The organism is Streptomyces sp. NPDC007875, from assembly GCF_042868035.1.
In the GTDB taxonomy this organism is placed as follows: Bacteria; Actinomycetota; Actinomycetes; order Streptomycetales; family Streptomycetaceae; genus Streptomyces; species Streptomyces antimycoticus.
Genome location: NZ_JBIADZ010000030.1, coordinates 1 through 22,781, shown reverse-complemented (window position 1 = coordinate 22,781; position 22,781 = coordinate 1). Strand labels below are relative to the sequence as shown.

At 69.4% G+C, this 22,781-nt stretch carries 22 protein-coding genes; 15 read left to right on the top strand and 7 right to left on the bottom strand.

What is annotated here, in order from left to right; translation table 11 throughout:
* Positions 1 to 109 precede the first annotated feature (109 nt).
* Complete coding sequence (locus ACFYOY_RS39915; protein ID WP_388592567.1) at positions 110 to 1,210, bottom strand: C40 family peptidase; 1,101 nt, start codon at positions 1,208 to 1,210, stop codon at positions 110 to 112.
* 445 nt (positions 1,211 to 1,655) lie between these two features.
* Here ACFYOY_RS39915 and pstS point away from each other — a divergent pair, with 445 nt between their 5' ends.
* From pstS to pstB, 5 genes are all read left to right on the top strand, one after another.
* Positions 1,656 to 2,774 (top strand): phosphate ABC transporter substrate-binding protein PstS, encoded by a 1,119-nt coding sequence (gene pstS, locus ACFYOY_RS39910; RefSeq protein ID WP_351901126.1) that lies wholly within the window; start codon positions 1,656 to 1,658, stop codon positions 2,772 to 2,774.
* A gap of 115 nt (positions 2,775 to 2,889) precedes the next feature.
* A complete protein-coding gene (pstC, locus tag ACFYOY_RS39905; protein WP_351901128.1) occupies positions 2,890 to 3,879 on the top strand; it encodes a phosphate ABC transporter permease subunit PstC in 990 nt (329 codons plus the stop codon).
* On the top strand, positions 3,876 to 3,998 hold the full coding sequence (locus ACFYOY_RS39900) for a hypothetical protein (protein WP_388592564.1): 123 nt from the start codon (positions 3,876 to 3,878) through the stop codon (positions 3,996 to 3,998). The genes pstC and ACFYOY_RS39900 overlap by 4 nt, the downstream gene beginning before the upstream one ends.
* Complete coding sequence (gene pstA, locus ACFYOY_RS39895) at positions 3,995 to 5,059, top strand: phosphate ABC transporter permease PstA (protein ID WP_351901130.1); 1,065 nt, start codon at positions 3,995 to 3,997, stop codon at positions 5,057 to 5,059. The genes ACFYOY_RS39900 and pstA overlap by 4 nt, the downstream gene beginning before the upstream one ends.
* Positions 5,060 to 5,085: 26 nt before the next feature.
* Positions 5,086 to 5,862: a phosphate ABC transporter ATP-binding protein PstB gene (gene pstB / locus ACFYOY_RS39890; RefSeq protein WP_351901132.1), complete on the top strand. Its 777-nt coding sequence runs from the start codon at positions 5,086 to 5,088 to the stop codon at positions 5,860 to 5,862.
* A gap of 204 nt (positions 5,863 to 6,066) precedes the next feature.
* Here pstB and ACFYOY_RS39885 read toward each other — a convergent pair whose 3' ends face one another.
* Positions 6,067 to 7,065 carry an inorganic phosphate transporter gene (locus ACFYOY_RS39885; RefSeq protein ID WP_351901134.1) on the bottom strand — a complete coding sequence of 333 codons (999 nt, stop codon included), beginning with the start codon at positions 7,063 to 7,065 and terminating at the stop codon, positions 6,067 to 6,069.
* A gap of 8 nt (positions 7,066 to 7,073) precedes the next feature.
* Positions 7,074 to 7,694: a DUF47 domain-containing protein gene (locus tag ACFYOY_RS39880; protein ID WP_078642726.1), complete on the bottom strand. Its 621-nt coding sequence runs from the start codon at positions 7,692 to 7,694 to the stop codon at positions 7,074 to 7,076.
* Positions 7,695 to 7,885: 191 nt separating this feature from the next.
* On the opposite strand from ACFYOY_RS39880, the gene ACFYOY_RS39875 reads away from it, so the two are divergent.
* On the top strand, positions 7,886 to 8,290 hold the full coding sequence (locus ACFYOY_RS39875; protein WP_351901136.1) for a metal-sensitive transcriptional regulator: 405 nt from the start codon (positions 7,886 to 7,888) through the stop codon (positions 8,288 to 8,290).
* A gap of 211 nt (positions 8,291 to 8,501) precedes the next feature.
* Here ACFYOY_RS39875 and ACFYOY_RS39870 read toward each other — a convergent pair whose 3' ends face one another.
* Together ACFYOY_RS39870 and ACFYOY_RS39865 are read right to left on the bottom strand one after the other, a co-directional pair.
* Positions 8,502 to 8,759 carry a hypothetical protein gene (locus ACFYOY_RS39870; RefSeq protein WP_388592677.1) on the bottom strand — a complete coding sequence of 86 codons (258 nt, stop codon included), beginning with the start codon at positions 8,757 to 8,759 and terminating at the stop codon, positions 8,502 to 8,504.
* Positions 8,760 to 8,958: 199 nt separating this feature from the next.
* Positions 8,959 to 9,873: a hypothetical protein gene (locus ACFYOY_RS39865; protein WP_351901138.1), complete on the bottom strand. Its 915-nt coding sequence runs from the start codon at positions 9,871 to 9,873 to the stop codon at positions 8,959 to 8,961.
* Positions 9,874 to 9,969: 96 nt separating this feature from the next.
* Between ACFYOY_RS39865 and ACFYOY_RS39860 the strand changes: the two genes are divergently transcribed.
* Together ACFYOY_RS39860 and ACFYOY_RS39855 are read left to right on the top strand one after the other, a co-directional pair.
* On the top strand, positions 9,970 to 10,173 hold the full coding sequence (locus ACFYOY_RS39860; protein WP_351901140.1) for a hypothetical protein: 204 nt from the start codon (positions 9,970 to 9,972) through the stop codon (positions 10,171 to 10,173).
* Positions 10,174 to 10,317: 144 nt separating this feature from the next.
* Complete coding sequence (locus ACFYOY_RS39855; protein ID WP_351901142.1) at positions 10,318 to 11,934, top strand: FAD-binding oxidoreductase; 1,617 nt, start codon at positions 10,318 to 10,320, stop codon at positions 11,932 to 11,934.
* A gap of 81 nt (positions 11,935 to 12,015) precedes the next feature.
* On the opposite strand, the gene ACFYOY_RS39850 is transcribed toward ACFYOY_RS39855, so the two are convergent.
* Entirely contained in the window at positions 12,016 to 12,726 is a 711-nt protein-coding gene (locus tag ACFYOY_RS39850) for a phosphatase PAP2 family protein (RefSeq protein WP_351901144.1), read from the bottom strand.
* Between the two features lie 236 nt (positions 12,727 to 12,962).
* The gene (locus ACFYOY_RS39845) at positions 12,963 to 13,970 is read right to left on the bottom strand and encodes a bifunctional lytic transglycosylase/C40 family peptidase (RefSeq protein ID WP_014053891.1); all 1,008 of its coding nucleotides are present in this window, start codon (positions 13,968 to 13,970) and stop codon (positions 12,963 to 12,965) included.
* A gap of 226 nt (positions 13,971 to 14,196) precedes the next feature.
* Between ACFYOY_RS39845 and ACFYOY_RS39840 the strand changes: the two genes are divergently transcribed.
* The 7 genes from ACFYOY_RS39840 (at position 14,197) to ACFYOY_RS39810 (ending at position 22,495) form a co-directional block, all read left to right on the top strand.
* Positions 14,197 to 14,445 (top strand): DUF397 domain-containing protein, encoded by a 249-nt coding sequence (locus ACFYOY_RS39840; RefSeq protein WP_388592555.1) that lies wholly within the window; start codon positions 14,197 to 14,199, stop codon positions 14,443 to 14,445.
* A 333-nt stretch (positions 14,446 to 14,778) separates the two neighbouring features.
* Positions 14,779 to 15,087 carry a hypothetical protein gene (locus ACFYOY_RS39835; RefSeq protein ID WP_009716148.1) on the top strand — a complete coding sequence of 103 codons (309 nt, stop codon included), beginning with the start codon at positions 14,779 to 14,781 and terminating at the stop codon, positions 15,085 to 15,087.
* A 320-nt stretch (positions 15,088 to 15,407) separates the two neighbouring features.
* On the top strand, positions 15,408 to 16,298 hold the full coding sequence (locus ACFYOY_RS39830) for a hypothetical protein (protein ID WP_388592552.1): 891 nt from the start codon (positions 15,408 to 15,410) through the stop codon (positions 16,296 to 16,298).
* Positions 16,288 to 17,607, top strand: a complete 1,320-nt coding sequence (locus ACFYOY_RS39825; RefSeq protein WP_388592549.1) for a hypothetical protein — start codon at positions 16,288 to 16,290, stop codon at positions 17,605 to 17,607. The genes ACFYOY_RS39830 and ACFYOY_RS39825 overlap by 11 nt, the downstream gene beginning before the upstream one ends.
* A gap of 2 nt (positions 17,608 to 17,609) precedes the next feature.
* A complete protein-coding gene (locus tag ACFYOY_RS39820) occupies positions 17,610 to 19,166 on the top strand; it encodes an SCO6880 family protein (RefSeq protein WP_388592668.1) in 1,557 nt (518 codons plus the stop codon).
* 49 nt (positions 19,167 to 19,215) lie between these two features.
* Positions 19,216 to 20,610: an ATP-binding protein gene (locus tag ACFYOY_RS39815; protein ID WP_388592665.1), complete on the top strand. Its 1,395-nt coding sequence runs from the start codon at positions 19,216 to 19,218 to the stop codon at positions 20,608 to 20,610.
* A 1-nt stretch (position 20,611) separates the two neighbouring features.
* The gene (locus tag ACFYOY_RS39810; RefSeq protein ID WP_388592546.1) at positions 20,612 to 22,495 is read left to right on the top strand and encodes a hypothetical protein; all 1,884 of its coding nucleotides are present in this window, start codon (positions 20,612 to 20,614) and stop codon (positions 22,493 to 22,495) included.
* Positions 22,496 to 22,781: the final 286 nt, after the last annotated feature.

The following is a 22,781-nucleotide window of genomic DNA, read 5'->3' as shown; positions in this document are numbered from 1 at the left end:
GCGGACCCCCGCCCGCGCCAGCAAACCGGGCGGGCCCCGCCGCACTCCCTCGCGTCCGTACTACCGCGCGTCCGCGCTACCTCGCGTCCGTACTACCGGCGCGTCCGTGCTACCTCGCGTCCGGCCGGACCACGCCCAGGATCGGCATCGAGCCCGCGCCCGCGACCGTGACCTGGCGGCCGGGGCGGGGGGCGTGGATCATCGCGCCGCTGCCCACGTACATCCCCACATGGCTCGCGTCCCTGAAGTAGATGATCAGATCACCCGGGCGCATGGCCTTCGTGCTCACCTTCGGCAGCAGCCTCCACTGCTCCTGCGAGGTCCGCGGGATCGCCCGGCCGGCCGCCGACCACGCCCGCTGGGTCAGCCCCGAGCAGTCATAGGTGTCCGGGCCCACCGCGCCCCACACATAGTCCTTGCCGAGCTGGGCCCGCGCGAAGTCGACCGCGCGCCCGCCCATCGCGGTGGCGTCGCTGCCGAGCTCCCGCAGTATCCCGGTGTCCAGCCACTTCGCCTGCGCGCCACGGGCCTTGTCCTCCTCCAGCCGGCGCAGCCGCTCCCGTTCGTCCTTCGCCAGCCGCGACTCCAGCCGCTGCGCCCGGGCCAGCTTGCGCAGGATCTCCTTCTTCGCCGACGCCTTCTTCGCCCGGCTCCGGTCCAGCCGCTCCCACTCCTGGGAGGCCGAGTCGGCGTAGCGGTCGAGCGCCTCCTGGGTGCGCTCCAGACGGCCGATCAGGCCGTGGGTCGCCTGTTCACCCTTGCGGGCGAGCGTGACACCGTCGAGGAAGTCGCCCGGATCGCCGTTGAGGAACAGCCGCGCCTCCGCCGGCATCCCGCCGCCCCGGTACTGTGCCCGGGCCATCGCCCCGGCCCGCTTGCGCAGCCCGGCCATCTCCTTCTGGGCCTTCACCACGGCTCGGGCGATCTTCAGGATGGCCTTCTCCTGACGGGTCTGTTTCTCCCGCGCCAGGTTGTACGCGTCCGTGGCGGACTCCGCCTTGCGGTAGAGCCCCTCGACCTCCTGATGGACCTGCTCCAGGCTCTGGCCCCCGGTCGCGCCACCACCGGACCCGCCGCCCGGCCCCGGAGCCGGTCCCGGCTCGCCGGGCGCGGCGTACGCCGTCTCCGGCACGGCCGACAGTCCCAGCGCGCAGACCAGCGCGGTGGCCGCGGCGACGCTCACACCCCTCCCTCTCCCGTCCCGCCTCACCCGCGGTCTCCTCTCGTTCCGTTCCGGCCGTGCGCGCTCCTGTCCCTCTCGCGCGCCAGACCTGACGTACCGGCACGTAGGGACGGATAGTGACATGCCGTACCGCAATTCGACAGAGACACGCGGCGGTTACTCCAGCAGCCACCCCGAACCGGTTCACCGGACGGGTGTCGCACAGGTGTCGGACGGACCTGGCCCAGCCTCCGCAAGGACGTGGTCCGGCCCGGGATCAGGCCGTGACCTGGCCGTGACCTGGCCACCACACTGACGGCCGAGGTTCACCATCCGTTAACTCACCCCCTCAGGCCGCTTCACCTGATCTGCCTACTTTCGGCCCTACTGAGCGTGAGCCGAGTACGGCTCCGGCGCACGCCGCACCAAGTGCGCTCCACCCAATCTCGCGCGCCGTCCCCCAACCGGCGGCTCCTGGAAGGAACTCCTGAAAGTGAAGCTTCAGCGCAAGAACCGGCTTCGCGCCATCACCGCCGGTGCCCTTGCTGTCTCCGGCGTCCTTGTCCTCACGGCGTGCGGTTCCGACGACAACAGCGACTCGGGCGGCGGCTCCAAGGCCGCCTCCAACATCAAGTGCGACGGCAAGGGGCAGCTGCTGGCCTCGGGCTCGTCCGCGCAGAAGAACGCCATGGACCTGTGGATCAAGACCTACGGCGCCGCCTGCAAGGACACCAAGCTCAACTACAAGGCCACCGGCTCGGGCGCGGGCATCCAGGAGTTCCTGCAGGGCAAGACCGCCTTCGCGGGCTCCGACTCGGCGCTGAAGCCCGAAGAGGTCAAGTCCTCCGAGAAGATCTGCAAGGGCGGCAAGGCCATTGACCTGCCGATGGTCGGCGGCCCGATCGCCGTGGGCTTCAACGTGCCCGGCGTCGACAAGCTGACGCTGAACGCCGACGTCCTCGCCAAGATCTTCAACTCCGAGATCAAGAAGTGGGACGACCCCGCGATCAAGGCGCTGAACAAGGACGCGAAGCTCCCGAGCCTCAAGATCCAGGCGTTCCACCGCTCCGACGAGTCGGGCACCACGGACAACTTCACCAAGTACCTCAAGGCCGCCGCCCCGAAGGCGTGGCCGCACGAGCCGGGCAAGGCGTGGGAGGGCGACGGCGGCCAGTCGGCCGACGGCTCCTCCGGCGTCTCCTCGCAGGTCAAGCAGGTCTCGGGCGCGATCTCGTACTTCGAGCTGTCCTACGCGACCGCGAACAGCATCAAGACCGTCGACCTGGACACCGGCGCCTCCGCCCCGGTGCAGGCCACCGTCGAGAACGCCTCCAAGGCCATCTCCGAGGCCAAGATCAAGGGCACCGGCAGCGACCTGGCCCTCGACCTGGCGTACGACACCAAGGCGGACGACGCTTACCCGATCACCCTGGTCACCTACGAGATCGCCTGTGACAAGGGCAACAAGGCAAGCACCCTCGCCGCGACCAAGTCCTTCCTGACCTACGTCGCCAGCGAGGACGGCCAGACCTCCCTCAAGGAGCTCGGCTACGCCCCGCTCCCGACCGAGATCGCCAACAAGGTCCGCGAGAGCGTCAAGAGCCTCTCCTGACCCGAGTGCGGCTGACTCCGCCGCGGCGATCGCCGCGGCGGAGTCAGCCGCATTGTCCGGTGCACCGCCGCACCAGGAGCCTCATCCGCATCAGGCTCCGCAGACCGGAGAACTCATGAAAACGGACATAGAACCCACATCATCAGCCGCCGGGTCACCACCCAAGGTCAAGACCCGCTCCACCGGCCGCGCCGGTGACAAGATCTTCCTCGGCCTCTCGCGGGGTTCCGGTATCGCTCTGCTGGTGATCATGGCGGCCATCGCGGCCTTCCTCACCTACCGCGCCGCCATCGCGATCTCCAAGGACGAGGCCAACTTCCTCACGTACTTCGAGTGGAACACCGGCTCCTCGCCGATGCGCTTCGGCATCGCCGTCCTCGCCTACGGCACGGTCGTCAGCTCGATCATCGCCATGGTCATCGCGGTCCCGGTCGCGGTGGGCATCGCGCTGTTCATCTCGCACTACGCCCCGCGCCGGCTGGCCACTCCGGTCGCCTACGTCATCGACCTGCTCGCCGCGGTCCCCAGCATCGTCTACGGCCTGTGGGGCGCGCTCTTCCTCGTCCCGCATCTGACCGGGCTGTACACCTGGTTCGACGACTACCTGGGCTGGACCGGGATCTTCAGCTACCAGGGCGGCGCCGCGCGCTCCCTGTTCACTGTCGGCATCCTGCTGGCGATCATGATCCTGCCGATCGTCACCAGCGTGAGCCGCGAGGTGTTCCGGCAGGTCCCGAAGATGCACGAGGAGGCGGCGCTGGCGCTCGGCGCGACCCGCTGGGAGGTCATCCGGATGTCGGTCCTCCCCTTCGGCCGCTCCGGCATCATCAGCGCCTCGATGCTGGGCCTCGGCCGCGCGCTGGGCGAGACCATGGCGGTCGCCACCGTGCTGTCCCCCAACTTCCTGATCGAGACCAGCCTTCTGGACCCGGGCGGCGGCACCTTCGCCCAGAACATCGCCAGCCGCTTCAAGGAAGCCGGTAACGACGGCCGCGACGCGCTGATCGCCTCCGGTCTCGTGCTGTTCGTCATCACCCTGCTGGTGAACGGCGCCGCGCGAATGATCATCGCCCGCCGCAAGGAGTACTCGGGGACCGCGGCATGAGCGACGCACGCGCGGCCACCGGGCCGCAGAAGACGACGAAAGCCGCACCTCTGCGCCGCGCGGGCGACAGTCACATCAACTGCTGGCGCAGCGGAGCGAACGTAAGGGGCACGGCATGAGTAACGCAGTCGTCAGTAAAGGCGCGCACGGCGCGTCGAGCCTCCAGCAGGCCCGGCTGCCGCGGTGGACCCCGTACGCCCTGGTCGTCGGCTCGGCGGCAGTGGGAGCGGGCATCGGCACCGCCCTGGGAATGGGCAATCCGCTCCAGTGGGGCCTGTTCGCCGCCCTGGTGTTCATCATCGCCTCGTACGTCCTCGGCGCCGTGGTCGAGGGGGGCCGGCAGGCCAGGGACCGGCTGGCCACCAGCCTGGTCTGGGTCTGCTTCCTGCTCGCCGTCATCCCGCTGCTCTCCCTGCTCTGGGAGACCATCGACCGGGGCCGGACGGTGCTCGACGGCTACTTCCTGGGCCACTCCATGGAGGGCGTGCAGACGATCCTGCCTGGCGGTGGCGCGTACCACGCGATCATCGGCACCCTGGAGCAGGTCGGTCTCGCCGCGCTCATCGCCGTTCCGATCGGCCTGCTGACCGCCATCTACCTGGTGGAGTACGGCCGCGGCCGGCTGGCCAAGGCCGTCACCTTCTTCGTCGACGTGATGACGGGTATCCCCTCGATCGTCGCCGGTCTGTTCATCCTCAGCTTCTGGATCATCATTCTCGGCTTCAGCTACTCGGGCTTCGCCGGTGCCATGGCGCTGGCCATCTTGATGATGCCGATCGTCGTCCGCTCGACCGAGGAAATGCTCAAGCTGGTCCCGGACGAGCTGCGTGAGGCGTCCCTCGCGCTCGGCGTGCCCAAGTGGCGCACCATCCTCAAGGTGGTGCTGCCCACCGCGATCGGCGGAATCACCACGGGTGTGATGCTCGCGATCGCCCGTATCGCCGGCGAGTCCGCCCCCATCGTGCTGCTGGTCTTCGGTGCCACGGGGATCAACAACAACCCGTTCGAAGGCGCCCAGTCGTCGCTGCCGTACTACATCTACGAGCAGTGGCAGCTCGGCAACGATGCCTCCTTCAACCGGGCCTGGGCCGCGGCGCTCGTGCTCATCGCCTTCGTCATGATCCTGAACCTGGTGGCCCGCGGCATCGCCCGCTGGAAGGCCCCGAAGTCCGGCCGCTGAGGCCGAGAAGAAGAGAAGTGATTCACATGGCCAAGCGCATCGACGTCAGCGGGCTGACGGCCTACTACGGCACCCACAAAGCCATCGAGGACATCTCGATGACGGTCGAGCCCCGCTCGGTGACCGCCTTCATCGGCCCGTCGGGCTGTGGCAAGTCGACCTTCCTGCGCACCCTCAACCGGATGCACGAGGTCACCCCCGGCGGCCGCGTCGAGGGCAAGGTGATGCTCGACGACGAGAACCTCTACGGCTCGGGCGTGGACCCGGTCTCCGTGCGCCGCACGGTCGGCATGGTCTTCCAGCGCCCCAACCCGTTCCCGACGATGTCCATCTTCGAGAACGTCGCCGCCGGGCTGAAGCTCAACGGCTCGTACCGGAAGAGCGAGCTCGAGGCCGTCGTCGAGAAGTCCCTCAAGGGCGCCAACCTGTGGAACGAGGTCAAGGACCGGCTGAACAAGCCGGGTGCCGGCCTCTCCGGTGGTCAGCAGCAGCGGCTGTGCATCGCCCGCGCCATCGCGGTCGAGCCCGATGTGCTGCTGATGGACGAGCCCTGCTCGGCGCTCGACCCGATATCGACGCTCGCCATCGAGGACCTGATCGGCGAGCTCAAGCAGCGCTTCACGATCGTCATCGTGACGCACAACATGCAGCAGGCGGCGCGCGTCTCGGACCGTACGGCCTTCTTCAACCTGGCCGGCGTCGGCCAGCCCGGCAAGCTCATCGAGATCGACGAGACCGAGCGGATCTTCTCCAACCCGTCGGTGCAGGCGACCGAGGACTACATCTCGGGCCGCTTCGGGTGACCAGGCTCCTCGCCGCACTATCGGCGAGGACAGAACGTCCTGCGGTGCTGCATGGCGGTGCCACCGCAAGACGAAGGGCCCGCCCCTGGCTCCCGGGGGCGGGCCCGCTCTTGTCTATCTGCTTCGTGTATCTGCTTCGTGTATCTGCCTACGGCGATCGGCCGGAGCAGTTACGACGACCGCACCGGCCGAACGTACGGCGGTTCAGCCGAAGGCCAGGTTGACGATCCAGTAGCTGAGCGCGGCGACTCCGGCCGCGGCGGGCATGGTGATGAACCAGCCGAGGATGATGTTCTTCGCGACCCCCCAGCGGACCGCGCTCACCCGCTTGGTCGCCCCCACGCCCATGATCGCCGACGTGATCACATGGGTGGTCGAGATGGGCGCCTGGAACATGAACGACGCCGTGTACATGACCCCGGCCGCCGTGGTCTCCGCCGCGAACCCCTGCGGCGGGTCCAGCTCGATGATCCGCCGTCCCAGCGTGCGCATGATGCGCCAGCCGCCCGCGTAGGTGCCGAGCGACAGCATCGCGGCGCAGGAGATCTTCACCCACACCGGAATCGCGTCGCCTTCGTCCTGGGCACCCCCGATGACCAGGGCCATCACCACGACACCCATGGTTTTCTGGGCGTCCTGGAGACCGTGGCCGAGCGCCATGCCCGCCGCCGAGACGGTCTGGGCTATCCGGAAGCCGCGCTTGGCCTTGTGCGGGTTCGCGTGGCGGAACAGCCAGAGGATGATCACCATCACGAAGTAGCCCAGCACCAGGCCGACGATGGGAGAGAGGACCATCGGGATGACGATCTTCTCCAGCACCCCGTCCCAGTGGACCGTGCTCGCCCCCGCGAGCGCCGCGCCGACCAGCCCGCCGAACAGCGCGTGCGAGGAGGAGGACGGCAGACCGTAGTACCAGGTCACCATGTTCCAGGTGATCGCGCCGACCAGCCCGGCGAACAAGATCATCATGCCTTGGTCACCGGTGGGGGTGGCGATCAGGCCCTCACTGACGGTCTTGGCGACACCGCTGCCGAGGAAGGCACCCGCGAGGTTCATCACGGCGGCCATCGCGAGCGCCGCCCTGGGGGTCAGCGCCCGGGTGGAGACCGAGGTCGCGATGGCGTTGGCCGAGTCGTGGAAGCCGTTGGTATAGGTGAAGAAGAGCGCGACCGCGATGGTCACGACAAGCGCGAAGGTGTCCATGCCCGGGCTCAGGACTCCTTGACGGCGATGGTCTCGACCGTGTTGGCCACGTGCTCGAAGGCGTCGGCCGCTTCCTCCAGCACATCGACGATCTGCTTGAGCTTGAGCACCTCTATGGCGTCGTACTTACCGTTGAAGAGGTGGGCCAGGAGCTTGCGGTGGATCTGGTCCGCCTGGTTCTCCAACCGGTTGACCTCGATCCAGTACTCGGTGAGGTTGGTCATGGTGCGCAGATTCGGCATCGCCTCGGCGGTCAGCTCGGCCGCCCGCGCCAGCACCTCGATCTGCTGCTCGACCCCCTTGGGCAGCTCGTCGACTTGGTAGAGGACGACCAGGTCGACGGCCTCCTCCATGAAGTCCATGATGTCGTCGAGGGACGAGGCCAGGCGGTAGATGTCCTCACGGTCGAACGGCGTGATGAAGGAGGAGTTCAGCTGGTGGAAGATCGCGTGTGTGGCGTCGTCCCCCGCGTGCTCCGCGGCCCTCATCCGCTCCGCGATCTCGGCACGAGCGGAGGAGTCCGCCCCGAGCAGTTCCATCAGGAGCTTGGAGCCGGTCACGATGTTGTCCGCGGACGCGGCGAACATGTCGTAAAAGCTCGTCTCCCTGGGGGTCAGACGAAAGCGCACTGGGGATCCTCGGATGCAGCGGATGGGGACTCGTCGATGCTAGGCGCATCTTCCGGCCACGGTAACCGGCGATCCCAGTGTCGCCCATCGGGCAGAGTGCTCAGCACGGGGGCCCGGTTCGACCAGAAAAGCCGGTACCATATACCCACTGGGGGTATATGCGGACATTGCGTAATCAACGGGAGGACGCCATGACGACCACGGCAGCCGACACCACCGCGCCCACCGACGGCGCCGAGCGGGGCCAGACGTCCGGGCATACTTCCGCCCAGGAGTCCGTACCCCACGGCGGCCATGGATACGCCAAACAAAAGGATCAGCACCTCAAGCGGTTGCGCCGGATCGAGGGCCAGATCAGGGGACTGCAGCGGATGGTCGAGGAAGACGTCTACTGCATCGACATACTCACCCAGGTCTCGGCCGGCACCAAGGCGCTCCAGTCCTTCGCCCTCCAGCTGCTCGAGGAGCATCTGCGCCACTGCGTCGCCAGCGCGGCCGTGGAGAGCGCCGCCCAGGGCGAGACGGAGGGCACGAGCGAGGTCGACGCCAAGGTGGCCGAGGCCACGGCGGCCATCGCCCGGCTGTTGCGGACCTGAGCTCGCACCGGCACGGCCCGTCCGGTCCCACCCCGTCGCGAGCGTGGGCATGACCGCCACCGGGTGTGGATATCGCTACTGCCTCGCTGGACGGCGCCCTGGCCGGAATGGCCCTCGCCACAATGGGGCCGCCACCAGACGGGGACTTCCCTGGCCGGGGCCGCTCGCCGGACGGGGCCGCTGGGCGCCCGCCGGCGAGACGACGACTCCATTACGGGACGTCCGGGCTCCCGGCCTCCGGGGCTCCCGTCGATTCCTCGGCACCCTCTGCGTCCTCGGCGCGGTCAGCGCTATGGGTGCTCTCGGCACCCTTGGTCCGCTTGACACCATTGACGCCATTGGCACCCTTGGCGCCATTAACGCCCTCGGCCCCCTCGGCCGAATCTGATCGGTCGGCCTGCACCCGGAGCACCTCGTCGATACGGTCCGTACTGAGCCTGTCCTCGTCCGCGCTCGACGCAGCGATCATCAAGTCACCATAGAGATCGATTTCGACGAGGGCCACGGGGTCCGGGCCCGACGAGCCGCGACGCGCAACCACGTGTTTCACCTCCTCCAGCGAGCACCTGCGAGCACTTTCGAGCAGCGGCTTCCCAGCGTAGGGATCGGTACACACTCCGCGCATGGCACGGATGGGCCATTTCGAAGGGCAAAGCGGGCCCCTCCGACTACTTCTGAGGTGATCCGACCTTTCCTGTGTAGATATCCGTGGGCTTGGGGAGCTCGACCACGGCAGGCGCCCCGAAGTCGTACAGCTCCGTCGTCGAGGCGACCCCCGCCGCACCGCGCCGCCGGGCGGCGTCCGGGCCCGCCGTCGCCTCCTGGCCGTCGGTCCGGCTGGTCACCGTGAACCGGTGCCGTACCTCGCGCAGCCGGCCGAGCCCGTCGAGATACGCGTCGAAGGTCACGGTGCTCTCGTCGAACCCCCTCGCCGCGGCCACCAGCGACCCCCGCGCGCCCTCCGACGCGAGCCGGGCCGCGCGGCCGATGTCGATGATGCCGCGATAGTGGCGCACCAGATCCCCGTCGAGCCCCTCCTCGCCGACCAGGCTGGCCTTCCGTACCCCGCGCAGCAGTTCGGCGGCGGTCAGCGGATCCGTGGCCCCGCCCGTGACGAGATTGCCATCGGGAATGTCCGTCGTATCCACCCGTACCCACTTATCACGGGGAATGCCTGCCCCGCGATTGCGCATGAAAAGCGCTCCGGAGGCCAGGAGTTCGGTGATCGGCGCATGCTCGGCGGCCCCCATCGCGTCCCTCGGCAGCAGCAGCCGCAGCCGACCCAGCCGCTTCTCGAAGTCGTACGCACCGCTGCCGCGGATGGACACGCGGGTGCCGCCCGTCGCCGTCTCCATGGTGGTGCGGACCCGTGAGCTGCCCGATCTGACCAGCACGTCCGCGGCCCGGTGCAGCGCCGTGACCGCGCTCTCCCGCGCCGTGCCGCCGGGACGTTCATCGGCCGCCGTCTCGGTGGAACAGCCGCTGACGGTCGCCAGCGACATGGCCAGCAGGCCGCCCGACACGGCACCGGCGACCGCTCTCACCCGTCTCCGTACGCCGAGCCCGCGCTGCTGGAACTCCATCGACCGCCGACCCCCTGGCCACGCTCGTCCACGCTTGATACTTGTTCGTTTAACGATCAGCACCGGTGGCTCGTCACGGCCCGGTAGCGTGGTCATGTGCTCGACTCAGGCGACATAGGCCCCGGCCAGGACCGCACCACCACCGTGGAGAAGGGCTCCTTCTCCATCGCGCGCTGCACCTGCGGCTGGTACGGCCCGGCCCGTCGCGCCAGAGGCATCGCACGCGACGACGCGGCGGCTCATGCGACGGCCCGTCACTCCCCGTCCGACACAAGCGATTCATCGGACTCGTCCGGTTAGTGGGGCTTGTCCGTCCCCCGACAACGCTTCGGCAACGAGCGGAACCACACCCCCCGGTCCCTCCCTCTGACCCAGGGACCGGGCCGGCTTCGCAGTGGCCCGGTCGACGGTTGAGAAGAGCGTCGACAGGGAGGGGACACCGCCATGAACCGGCGGACACTGCTGGCAGCGGGCACGGGGCTGACGGCCACCGCCACATGGGCCACCGCGTGCGACGACGACGCGGGAAAGGCCGGCGGTGACGGGACCTCCGCCGACTCCGCCTCCTCCTCGGCGCCGGACGCCCATTCGGCCTCCGCGAGTGGCAGGCGCGGCGCCGTCGACGGCAAGCCGAAGTCCGCCGACTGGAGCGCGCTCGGCAAGGACCTGCAGGGCGACCTGGTGCGCCCCGGCGACTCCGACTACACCTCCGCCAGCCGGCTCTACAACACCCGCTTCGACCATCTGCGCCCCGCCGCTGTCGCCTATGTAGAGAACACCTCGGACATCTCCGCCTGTCTGGACTTCGCCCGCCGCCATGGCGCCCCCGTCGCCATCCGCAACGGCGGTCACTCCTACGCCGGCTGGTCGAGCGGCGACGGCCGTCTCGTCATCGACGTCTCCGCGCTCTCGTCGATCCGTACGACCTCCGGCGAGGCGCGGATCGGCGGCGGTGCCAAGCTCATCGACGTCTACACCTCGCTCGGCACCCGCGGGGTCACCGTCCCCGGCGGTTCCTGCCCGAGCGTCGGCATATCGGGGCTGACCCTCGGCGGCGGCCACGGTGTGGTCTCCCGGGCGTACGGGCTGACCGCCGACAGCCTTACGGGTGCGACGATCGTCACCGCGGACGGTAAGGCCCTCGAGGTCTCCAAGAACCGCGAGGCCGATCTGTTCTGGGCGCTGCGCGGCGCGGGCAACGGCAACTTCGGCGTCGTCACCGAACTGCGCTTCCGTACGCATGAGGCGGCCGACGGCGTGACTTGCTATATGTCATGGCCATGGTCTAAGGCGGCGAAGGTGCTGAGCGCCTGGCAGAAGTGGGGCCCGGACCAGCCCGACGAGATCTGGTCGGCGCTGCATCTGTCGGCCGCCCCCGGGGGCACCCCCACCGTCTCCATCAGCTGCTTCTCGCTCGGCACCTACGGCGCGCTGCAGAACGCGGTGGACCGGCTCGCCGACGGACCGGGCGGCCCCGGCCCGGCCACACAGGTCAGCCTGCGCCGCCGCGGCTACGTCGACGCCATGCGGATGTACGCGGGCTGCGGCGACACCTCGACGACCAACTGCCATCTGCCGGGCGACAAGCCCGGCCACAGCGCCTCCGGGGTGCTGAATCGCGAGACCTACGCGGCGCGCTCGGACTTCTACGACCGCTCGCTGAGCCAGGCGGGCGTACGGGCGATGCTCGACCAGATGGAGCGCTACGGGCGGCGCACCGGCGGCGGGGGCGCGGTGAGCATCGCGCTGACCGCGCTCGGCGGGGCGGTCAACCGGGTCTCGCCCACGACCACGTCCTTCGTCCACCGCCGCTCGCGGTTCCTCGCCCAGTACACCGCGTCCTGGGCGGCGAGCGGCTCGGGCACCGCGGGCAACGCCTGGCTGGACGGGGCCCACGCGGCGATGCGGCGCTACGCCTCCGGGGCGGCGTACCAGAACTACACGGACGCGTCGCTGAAGGACTGGCGCTCGGCCTACTACGGCTCGGCCGCCGACAAGCTGACGCGGCTGAAGAAGCGTTACGACCCGGACCGGCTCTTCGACTTCCCGCAGGCACTGTGAGGCCGTTCGCGGGCGAGAGGAGCCGGAGATGACGGAAGGCCCGGCAGCCGCCGGGCCTTCGTCGCATCCGTAGGGGGGCCGCTAGGCAGCCAGGTCCTTGTTCCCGTGGTCACCGCCCGCCGAGCGGGACTCGGAGAGCTCCGCACACGCCTCGTCCGCGCCCTGGTCGGCGGCGGCCTCGGCCCGTATCAGCCGGCCGACGCGCGAACTCGCGATCGCCGTGGTCAGCGGCGTCAGCAGCATCATCGCGAGCGGCGCCAGCAGCAGCGTGACCGCCGTCCCCAGGGCGAACCCGCCGATCACATCCGTCGGGTAGTGGACCCCCATATAGACGCGGCAGAACCCTTCCAGCAGCGCGAGCCCTATCGCGGCCACCCCGTAGGCGCGGTGGGCCATGAAGACGCCGACGGCGACCGCCATGGTCAGCGTCGCGTGGTCGCTGACGAACGAGAAGTCGGTCTTGCCCGCCACCAGGACGTCGAGCCCCTGGTGGTCCTTGAAGGGCCTCGGCCGCTCGACGAAGCCGCGGATCGGGATGTTGGCGAACAGCGCCAGCCCGGCGGCCAGCGGAGCCCACATCAGCCCGGCGACGGCGGACGGCGCCTCCTGCGGCCGCTTCCGCACGCTCCACCAGGCGGCCAGGGTCACCAGGGCGAGCCCGATGATGATCCCGTACTCGCCGACGAACTCCATGACGCGGTCGAACCAGTGGGGGGCGTCCTTCGCCAGCCCGTTGATGTCGTAGAGAAGGCTGACATCGGGGTTCGACCCGTCCAGTGCGAGTCCAGCCATGTGCCGTAGCCCCTTATCTCTTGCCTGTCACTACGTGCAGCTGCCGACCCCCCGTAATGCCTTGCGATCCGTGGCATCGCGACCGGCGCCGGTGAGTCCGCCGTCGATCCACGCTGATCCACGCTCCGATCCACCTCCAGGGAACTCCCTCTTCTCGCCAGGGGTTCCGTACTCCACCCAACGATCACCGGGACGTTATCGAAGGGTGACCGATCGTCGCAGCTCAGGGGGAATCCTTACGCGGAGTTCGCCCGCGGCAGCGCTTTCGCGCCATCTTGAGTCACCCGTGTAGCACCGATGTAGTCCGGCGAGTCGATCTTGTCAAAACGGATCACCGCACCGGTGTAGGGCGCGTTGATCATGTAACCGCCGCCCACGTACATCCCCACGTGGTGGATCGATCTCGGGTCGTCGAGGTCATAGGCGAAAAAGACCAGGTCCCCCGGGAGCAGCTCGTTCCGCTTGGGGTGGGGTCCGGCGTTCCACTGGTCGTTGGCGACGCGCGGCAGGTCGATCCCGACCGTCTTGTACGCCGCCTTCGTCAGCCCCGAGCAGTCGAACCGCCCGCCCTCCTCCGGCGTGCCGTTCCCGCCCCACAGATAGGGCTTGCCGAGCTGCTTCTGCGCGAAGTAGATCGCCCCGGCCGACTGCTGGGAGGGCTGGACCTTCTGGATCGGCGCCTCGAAGCTCTTGGCGAGGGTGGTGATGGTCTTCACGTAGTTCTGGGTCTCGCGGTAAGGCGGCACCCCGCCGTACTTGATCACGGCATAGGCGCCCGCATTGTACGAGGCCAGCATGTTGTGCGTCTGATTGCCCGGCACATCCTTGACGTACTTGGCGAGCGAGCAGTCATAGGCGGCCGCCGACGGGATCGCGTCCTGCGGGTCCCAGATGTCCCTGACGCCGTCCTTATTGCCGTCGACCCCGTGCGAGGCCCAGGTGGCGGGGATGAACTGCGCTATCCCCTTGGCGTTGGCCGGGCTCTGCGCCTTCGCGTTCCAGCCGCTCTCCTGGTAGAGCTGCGCGGCGAGGAGCGCGGGATTGATGGCGGGGCAGGAGTTCCCGTACTGCTGGATCAGCGGCTCGTACGAGGAGGGAACGGAGCCCTTCGCCAGCCCGACGGCCTTACCGCCCGCACCGCCGATGAGATCCGCCGCGACCATGTAGGTGCCGACGACGAGCAGCGCGACGAAGGAAAAGGAGACTCCGATACCGACACTGACACCCAGCCAGACCTTACGCACCCGGCCATCCTCCCCCATCCACCCGCGATGCGAACGCGTTTACGTCCGTACGGCGAAAATCAGCCGCTCCCCAGCCGAAACCATACGGCGGGCCGCCGACGCGCGCCCCCTTGTGCGCCGTCCACCCGCCCCGCGCGCCTCACCGCCCCGCCTCGGCCGCCTCTCGCGAGGCCGCGCAACGCGTAGAGTCCAGCCGTCCGAGCCACCATGACCCTGGGGACCGCAGATGACACGGCGCGACTGGCAAGAGCTCGACTGGCAGCGGGCCGCACCCGCCGACAGCGAGGAGGGCCGCGCCTACCTCGAGGTGGCCGTGGGCCCCGACGACCAGATCCTGATGCGCGAGAGCAACGACCCGGAGACCGTCGTCGTCACGACCCGGACCAAGTGGGAGGCGTTCATCAAGGGCGTCAAGGCGGGCGAGTTCGACGACTTCGCCGACCTCGCGGAGGCCGACGAGCCCACGGGGAAGTGAGCGGCTGATGGCCCTTCACCGCTGACCCTCTGACTCTCGCTGACAACCTTCACCGCCGGCCCTCAGCGTCGGCCCCTACCGCCGGCCCTCACCGCCGGCCCTCACCGATCGTTGCCCGATGCTCACCCGCGTGATACACAGAGTGACCATACGACACTCCATTGACACGCCTCACACGTCCGCCAGACGGCCGTGTCCCACAACACGCACGAGATCCGCCAAGAAATGCCGCCAAGTCGACATGCGGAAGCGGATTCATCAGCGAAGATAGAGGCTGACCCACGCCATGTCGGCGGGGGGACACAACAACCCACAAGGGGCGGTGAGTTCATCATGTTCCTAGCGGCCGAAAAGGGCGACATCAACACCATCATCGGTGGAATCGCCCCAGACTGGGGCCCGTTCGGCAGCCTGGGCAGCGAGGCCCGCGTCATGATCGAGGTCGTGATGGCCGTCGCACTGCTGCTGTGCTTCGGCATCGCCATCTGGGGCGCGGCCAAGCAGCGGATCGGCGCGACGGCCCTGCGGGACACCTTCAGCGCGGAACAGGGCAAGGGGCTGATCGTCGCCGGCCTGACCGGTGTGTTCATCATCGGATCACTGGGCACCCTCTTCACGATCGTGTACGGCATGGCCATCTAGCCGCGCCCCCGCCCGCCTCCGAGCCGCCCCCCCTGCGCGGGGCGCACACCCCTGGCCGCAAGCCCCGCTCCCGATTCCCCCTACCGGCCCCCCACCCCGTACCCGAGGCTGCTCCCTGATGCCCGCTCCCGCTCACCACGCTGAGGACGTGTCAGCTTGATGTCCACTCACACCAGCGCGCCCGAGCGTCAGTCCTCGCCGTTACCGTCGTATGCGGGTGACGGAAGAGGGACCATGGATGACGCGGTCGGCACGACCGGCAGGCTCGGCGGGATCAGCAGGCTCGGCAGGCTCGGCACGGGTGAAGGGGCGTACGCAGGATGAGTCTCGGCGGAGACGACGGATACGGCGGTGACTACGAGGGCCATGAGGCGCGCCGCGGCCGCGGCGCGGCCCCTGGAGATCACCTGACGCGCACCCGCCTGCCCGAGGGCGACGGCGACCCCTACGGCCCGCCCCGCCGAGCCCCCGGCCGCGCCGGCAAGCCCAGCCGCAACCTGATCACCGTGGTCAGCGTCGTCGTCCTCCTCCTCGCGGCCATCGCCTTCGTCAACCGCGGCGGCGACAAGGACGGCGACTCCAGCAGCGACGACACCGGCGGCACCGGCACCGAAGCCCGCCCCACCGCCCCCACGGGCGAGCGCCCGGTCGACGGCAAGAACAACACCACGGGCATCGCCTCGGGCTTCGCCAAGTCGGAGCAGGGGGCGCAGAGCGCGGCGGCGAACTACGCGGTGGCGCTCGCATCCGCCGACATGACCAAGTCGGATCGTCGTCACCAGCTCGTTTCCCAGATCTTTACGAGCGACAGAGTGAACAGGCTTCAGGAGAAGCTGGACCGGGCCTATTCCAAGGGCTTCTTGGTGAAGCTCGGCCTGGACGCGAACGGCAACGCAGCCGCTGGCATGACCTATGTCTCGCGCGCAGCCCCTATGGGCACAAAGACGAGCACTTACACAGATACCGCCGCCACCGTCGAGGTCTGGTGCACCGGTGTGTTCGGAACGGCAGGAGAAGGATCGAAGAACCCGGTAGCCAACGACTGGTTCACCATGACCGTCAAGCTGCGATGGGTGAACAAGGACTGGAAGGTCGAGAGCTACTCCCAGAAGGACGGCCCTGCCCCGGTCAACAGCGACAACACCGCGTCGACGGCTGATGAGATCGCCAAGGCTGTGCAGCAGTACGGAGGGTTCACGTATGCCCGGTAAGCCGCGCAAGCGCATCGTCACGCTCGCTGGGGCGGTGGCGGTGGTTCAGACCTCTGCTGCACTCCTCGCCACGCGGGCCGTCGCCGCGCCGTCGCCGAGCCCGTCCGACGACGGCGACTGCAACCTACTCACAGGCTCGGCCAAGAAGTACTGCGAGAAGGGTGACAAGAGCGGCGGCCCCCCCGACCCCTCCAACCCCCTGGACCCCGCCGCCTCCCTCGCCCGCGGCTGCGCCGACGCCGCCTCCTGGCTCGTCGGCAAGCTCTCCAAGCTGGTCAAGGAGACGGCCACCGTCGACTTCACCAATGAGGCCTTCCTCCGCCAGTACGCCGTCGTCTTCGCCGCCTCCACCGTCCTCACCCTCATCCTCTGGCTCCTCGCCGTCGCCAAGCGCGCCATCCGCGGCGTCCCCCTCGGCGAGGCGCTCTCCGAAGCCATTGGCTTCCTCTGGCTGACGGTCCTGGCCTCCGCCTTCACCCCCCTCATCCTCTATACGGTCGTCACCGCGACCGATGCCGTCACCGAAGCCATCGCCTCCGGCACCGGTGCGGACAACGATGCCTTCTTCGGCTCCTTCGCCCAGGCACTCAAGCGGGACGAGGACATCGGCGGCGGCCCGATCATGCTCATCGTCGTCTCGCTCGTGACGATCCTCGCCGCCGGCGTCCTCTGCCTCGAGCTCGTCATCCGCGCCGCCCTCCTCTACGTGGGCGCGCTGCTCGGCACCGCCGTCTACTCGGGCCTCGTCGACAAGAACATGTGGGGGCATGTGCGCCGCTGGGCGGGGATCATGATCGCCGTGATCCTCGTCAAGCCGGTGATCATGATCGTGCTGGCCCTCGCCGGCGCGCTCTCCACCTCCGGTGACAAGCCCGACGCCTTCTCGGCCGTCGTCTCCGGCCTGTCCATCATCATCCTCGCCATCTTCGCCAGCGCGATGATCTACCGCTTCGTGCCCGGCTTCGGCGATGAGATCGTCAAGGCCCGCAGCGCCAGCTCCGACCCCGCGTCCCGCCAGGCCGCCGCCGTCATCACCTCCCCCGCCGCCCTGGTGAAGCAGGGCATCAACGCCCACAGCGCCCGCGGCGGAGGCGAGACCGGTGGGGGCGGCGGCGCCCCGGGGCAGGCCAGGCCCGCCAACCCCGTCTCCGGAGGGGTGGCAGCCCACAGCACCCGCACCAGCGGCGGAGGCGGAGCCTCGGGCGGCGGGGGCGCACCCGCCAGCCGCACCGGCCACACCGGAGGCTCCCGCGGCGGCTCCGCCACGAACCGCAGCTCCGGCAACAACTCGGGAGGTGACCGGCGGTGACGATCGACGCCCAGTCGCACCCCATCGCGCCCCGTCGCACATATCTGATCGGGCGCCCCCGCCCGAACGCGATCGTCGGCAAGAACCGCGAGACCGGCGAGATCGCGTTGATCATCGGGGGAGCCTTCATCGGAATGATGTGCGGCCTGCTGGCGCAGGTGCTGATGTTCCGCATCGTCGCCCTGGTCGGCTTCCCCACCCTCGCCCTCGCCGCCGTGTACGTCCCGTACAACGGGCGGACGTTCTACCGGTGGTTCGAGATCAACCGCTCCTACAAGCGCAGCGTCCGTAAGGGCACCACCGCCTACCGCTCCGGCGCCGCGGAGGCAGGCACCCGCCTCGACGGCCGGGAGATCGAGGTCGGCCCGCCCCCCGGCATCGGCCGGATCAACTGGCTGGCCGCCCCCTTCGGCCCCGACGAGATCGCCGTGCTCCTGCACGCCGACCGCCGCACCGTCACCGCCGCCATCGAGATCGAGGGCCCCGGCGTCGGACTGCGCGACAGCGAGGACCAGGAAGCCCTCGTGGACCGGTTCGGCACCCTGCTCAAACATGTGGCCAACGGCGACGGTTTCGTGACCCGTCTGCAGATCCTGGCCCGCACCCTTCCCGCCGACCCCGACGCGCACGCCAAGGACGTCGAGCGGCGCGGCGACCACCAGGCCCCCAACTGGCTCAAGGACTCCTACGACCAGCTGCAGTCCATGGTCTCCACCTCCTCCGAGCAGCACCGCGCCTATCTCGTCGCCTGTATGCACTACACCCGCGACCTCGCCGCCGAGGCCCAGGCCATCGCGCGCGCCACCCGCCACAGCGGCGGGCGCCGCCGCCTCGACAAGGACGCGGGCCTCGCCGTGGTGATGGCCCGTGAGCTCACCGACATCTGCGCCCGGCTCGCCGAGGCCGACATCCGGGTGCGGCAGCCCCTGGGGCAGGGGCGGCTGGCGTCGCTCATCCACTCCATGTACGACCCGGACCACCCCATCGACCACATCCAGGCGATGACCAAGCGGAACGCCTGGCCCGCCGAGCTGGACGCCATGGAGCCCACCTACCTCCAGGCCAAGACGCGGGAGTCGAGCACCCGCGAGCCCTGGTGCCACTCCACGGCCTGGGTGAAGGAGTGGCCGATGACGCCGGTCGGGGTCAACTTCCTGGCCCCGCTGCTCGTCCACACCCCCGATGTCATCCGTACGGTCGCCGTCTGTATGGACCTCGAGCCCACCGAAGTCGCCATCGAGCGGATGCTCACCGAGAAGACCAACGACGAGGCCGAGGCCAGCCGCGCCGCGAAGATGAACCGCACCGTCGACCCGCGCGACATCGCCGCCCACGGCCGGCTCGACCAGCGCGGCGAGGATCTCGCCAGCGGCGCCGCGGGCGTCAACCTCGTCGGCTACATCACCGTGTCCTCGCGGTCCCCGGAGGCCCTCGCGCGCGACAAGCGGACCATCCGGGCCTCGGCGGGGAAGAGCTATCTCAAGCTGGAGTGGTGCGACCGCGAGCACCACCGGGCCTTTGTGAACACGTTGCCGTTCGCGACCGGCATCCGCCGATAGAGACGACTGGGACGACAGGGACGATAGGGGCTCCGCAGTGGCCGATCCGATGAGCGCCGTCACCGATGCGTTCACCAGCTTTCTGTTCGGAAAGGTGGAGACGACACGGCTGCCCGTGCGCACCTCCACCGGCCAGGCGCAGGCCGTCTATCTGCCCACCGCGGCCCCCGGCCTCGGTGACTCCGGCGTGATCATCGGCCGTGAGGTCTACTCCGGCAAGGGCTATATCTACGACCCCTTCCAGCTCTACGGCCAGCAGCTGCCGGCCCCCCACTGGCTGGTGCTCGGCGAGTCCGGCAACGGAAAGTCGGCCCTGGAGAAGACCTACGTCCTGCGTCAGCTGCGCTTCCGCGACCGCCAGGTGGTGGTGCTGGACGCCCAGGGTGAGGACGGGGTCGGCGAATGGAACCTCATCGCCCAGGAGCTGGGAATAACGCCCATCCGGCTCGACCCCATGGCGGCCCTGGACGGCGGTATCCGCCTGAACCCCCTGGACCCGGCGATCACCACGACCGGTCAGCTCGCCCTGCTCCGCACGATCATCGAGGTCGCGATGGGGCACGGGCTCGACGAGCGCTCCGGGTTCGCCCTGAAGGTCGCGCACGCCTACGTCAACGAGACCATCGTCGACCGCCAGCCGGTGCTGACCGACATCGTGGAGCAGCTGCGCCACCCCGAGGCGGACTCTGCGGCGGCGATGAACGTCGATATAGACGACGTACGGGCCTGGGGCCTCGATGTCGCCCTGGTGCTGGACCGGCTGGTCGACGGCGATCTGCGCGGTATGTTCGACGGCCCCACCACGGCCGGAATCGATCTGGACTCACCCCTGATCGTCTTCGACCTGTCCCATATCGATCGCAACTCGATCGCGATGCCGATCCTGATGGCCATCGTGGGTGTCTGGCTGGAGCACACCTGGATCCGTCCCGACCGTAAGAAGCGCATCTTCCTGGTCGAAGAGGCGTGGCACATCATCAACTCCCCCTTCGTCGCCCAGCTCTTCCAGCGGCTGCTGAAATTCGGGCGACGGCTCGGCCTGTCCTTCGTCGCCGTCGTCCACCATCTCTCCGACGTGGTCGACGGTGCGGCGGCCCGGGAAGCCGCGGCCATCCTCAAGATGGCCTCCACACGGACGATCTACGCCCAGAAGGCGGACGAGGCACGGGCCACCGGCCGCGTCCTGGGCCTGCCCCGCTGGGCCGTCGAGATCATCCCGACGCTGTCCCCCGGTATCGCCGTATGGGACGTCAACGGCAACGTACAGGTCGTCAAACACCTGATCACCGAGGCCGAGAGGCCCCTGGTCTACACCGACCGGGCGATGACGGAGGACGGACTGGCCGTCCAGATGGCGGCCGAGGCGGAGGCCGAGGAGCGAGCCGCCGCGGCGGTCGAGGCGGAAACCTACGGCGGGCCGTCCTACGGATCCACGGTGGCGTGAGATGGCAGCGGGACAGAACCACGGCGGGCCCGCGGAGCACGGAAGACCTCCGTCCGCGGAAGGCGGCATTCCGGACGGCCTGCTGATCGGCGCCATCGGCCTCCTGCTGGGCACGCTCGGCCTGATGTGGTCGGCGACCGGTCTGGCCGGGCTCTTCGCCCGCGGCGCCTGGCCGGACAACCTGACCTTCATGCGGACACCGGTGGCGCTGCGCCATCTGGTGCAGGAGCCCCAGAACCTGGCGGCGGCATGGCCCGGCACCCCGAAGGACCAGCTGTCGGGGTACGGGCTGTTCTGGGGCGTCTTCATCAGTGAACTGATGGTGCTGATCGTGCTGACGATCTTCGTGATCGGCACGCTGGCCCGCTACCGGACGGTCCGCATCCAGCGCCGCGCCGACCGCGCGACCGCCCGCGCGAAGGCGACGGAGGCGAAACGACTCGGCCTTACGGGCGCGAGGGCCGCCGAGGAAGGCTCCGGGACCGGCAGCGGTACGAGGCCGGAGCCGCCCCCTGGCACCGAGGCGCCGCTTCCGCCCGCGCCAAGCCCTGGAAGCGGCCCAGCGACCCCAGGAGCCGCCTCCGGCCCGGCCAGACCTTCTGCTGAGGGCTCCCCCGCCTCCTGGCCCGAGAGCGCCGCTCCGGGCCACCCGGTCGGGCCCCCGGCACCGGCCCCGGCCGAGGCGGTCTCCGGCAACGGCCTCGTCGCACCCGTCGCCGGTCACACCCACGAGGCCAAGGCCATGGCCGCTGAAGCGGCCACCGGGACGGGCCACCAGCCGCATCCCCATATCGCCGGGCAGAGAGCCCACACGCAGGACGCCCCCACGGAGGGCGCGACCACACCCCCCGCCCAAGACGGTCTGTACGCCCCGCTCGACCCCGACCCGGTGACCGCACAACCGCTCCCCACCCCCCGCACCGACCCGCTGACGGCGGCCGGCCTTCCCGACGGCGAGTTGGCCCGGTCCCGTGTCCTCTTCGGTGCCCAGCGCGGCGAGTCCGCGGCCCACACCGTCCTGGAGGCCGTCGGCCCCGTCCTGGTCATCACCAGCGATCCCGAGCTCTGGTCCACGACCAAGGACGCCCGCGCCAAGCTCGGCCCCACCCACGTCTTCGACCCGTCCCATCTGCTCGACACCCCCGCCCGGCTGCGCTGGAACCCGGCGTCGGACTGCGGCTCCCGCGATATCGCGGCCGCCCGCGCGACCGCCCTCCTCGCCCCCGTACGGCCCATGCACGCCATGGACCGGCCCATGGCGGAAGCCGCCGAGACGATGCTCCGCTGCTGGCTGCACGCCGCCGCGGTGGACGGCCGGCCGTTCCGCCATGTGCACCGCTGGGCGCAGGGCAGCTCGGCCCACGAGCCCGTGAAGATCCTCCGTACGCATCCCAAGGCGGCGGGCGGCGCGGCCGGCGAGCTGGAGGCCACGCTCACCGCACACCGTGAACGCCGCGATATGGCCCAGGAGCTGACCGCCCGTGCCCTCGGCGCGCTGTCCTCGATCCACATCCGGGACGCCTGCAATCCGGGACGCGCCGACACACTCGCACTGGAGTCATTCGTCGCCGAAGGGGGAACGCTGTATCTGATGGGTGAGTCCATCGAGGACCCCCGAACCCATCCGGGTGCGATGCCCCTCTTGACCGCACTCGCCTCAGACGTGGTCGAGCACGGCCGGCGCATGGCCGAACGGTCATCCTCCGGTCGGCTCGACCCACCACTGACCCTCGTCCTGGACGACGTCGCCGCCGTAGCCCCGCTCCCGGCGCTCCCCGATCTCCTCACCCAGGGCGCGGCCCAGGGCCTGCCCACACTGGCCCTGATGCGTTCCCAGGAACAAGCACGAGCCCGCTGGCCCCACCGCTCCCTGGTCGGCCAGTAGTCGGGCTGACTGGGCAGGACGTCCCGGTAGAGATCCCCTGGCAGCCGTCTACGGACGTGGTCCCAAGGCAGCAGGGACACATCGTTCGATCATGCTTACCCAGGGCGCCTCTTTCGTGCACAGCCCCCGGACGGGTATCGCGTCGACTATCGAGGCGAACGCAAAAAAGCCTCGGTCCCGAGCACTAAGTACTCGGGACCGAGGCTAAAAATTGTTCGGCGGTGTCCTACTCTCCCACAGGGTCCCCCCTGCAGTACCATCGGCGCTGAAAGGCTTAGCTTCCGGG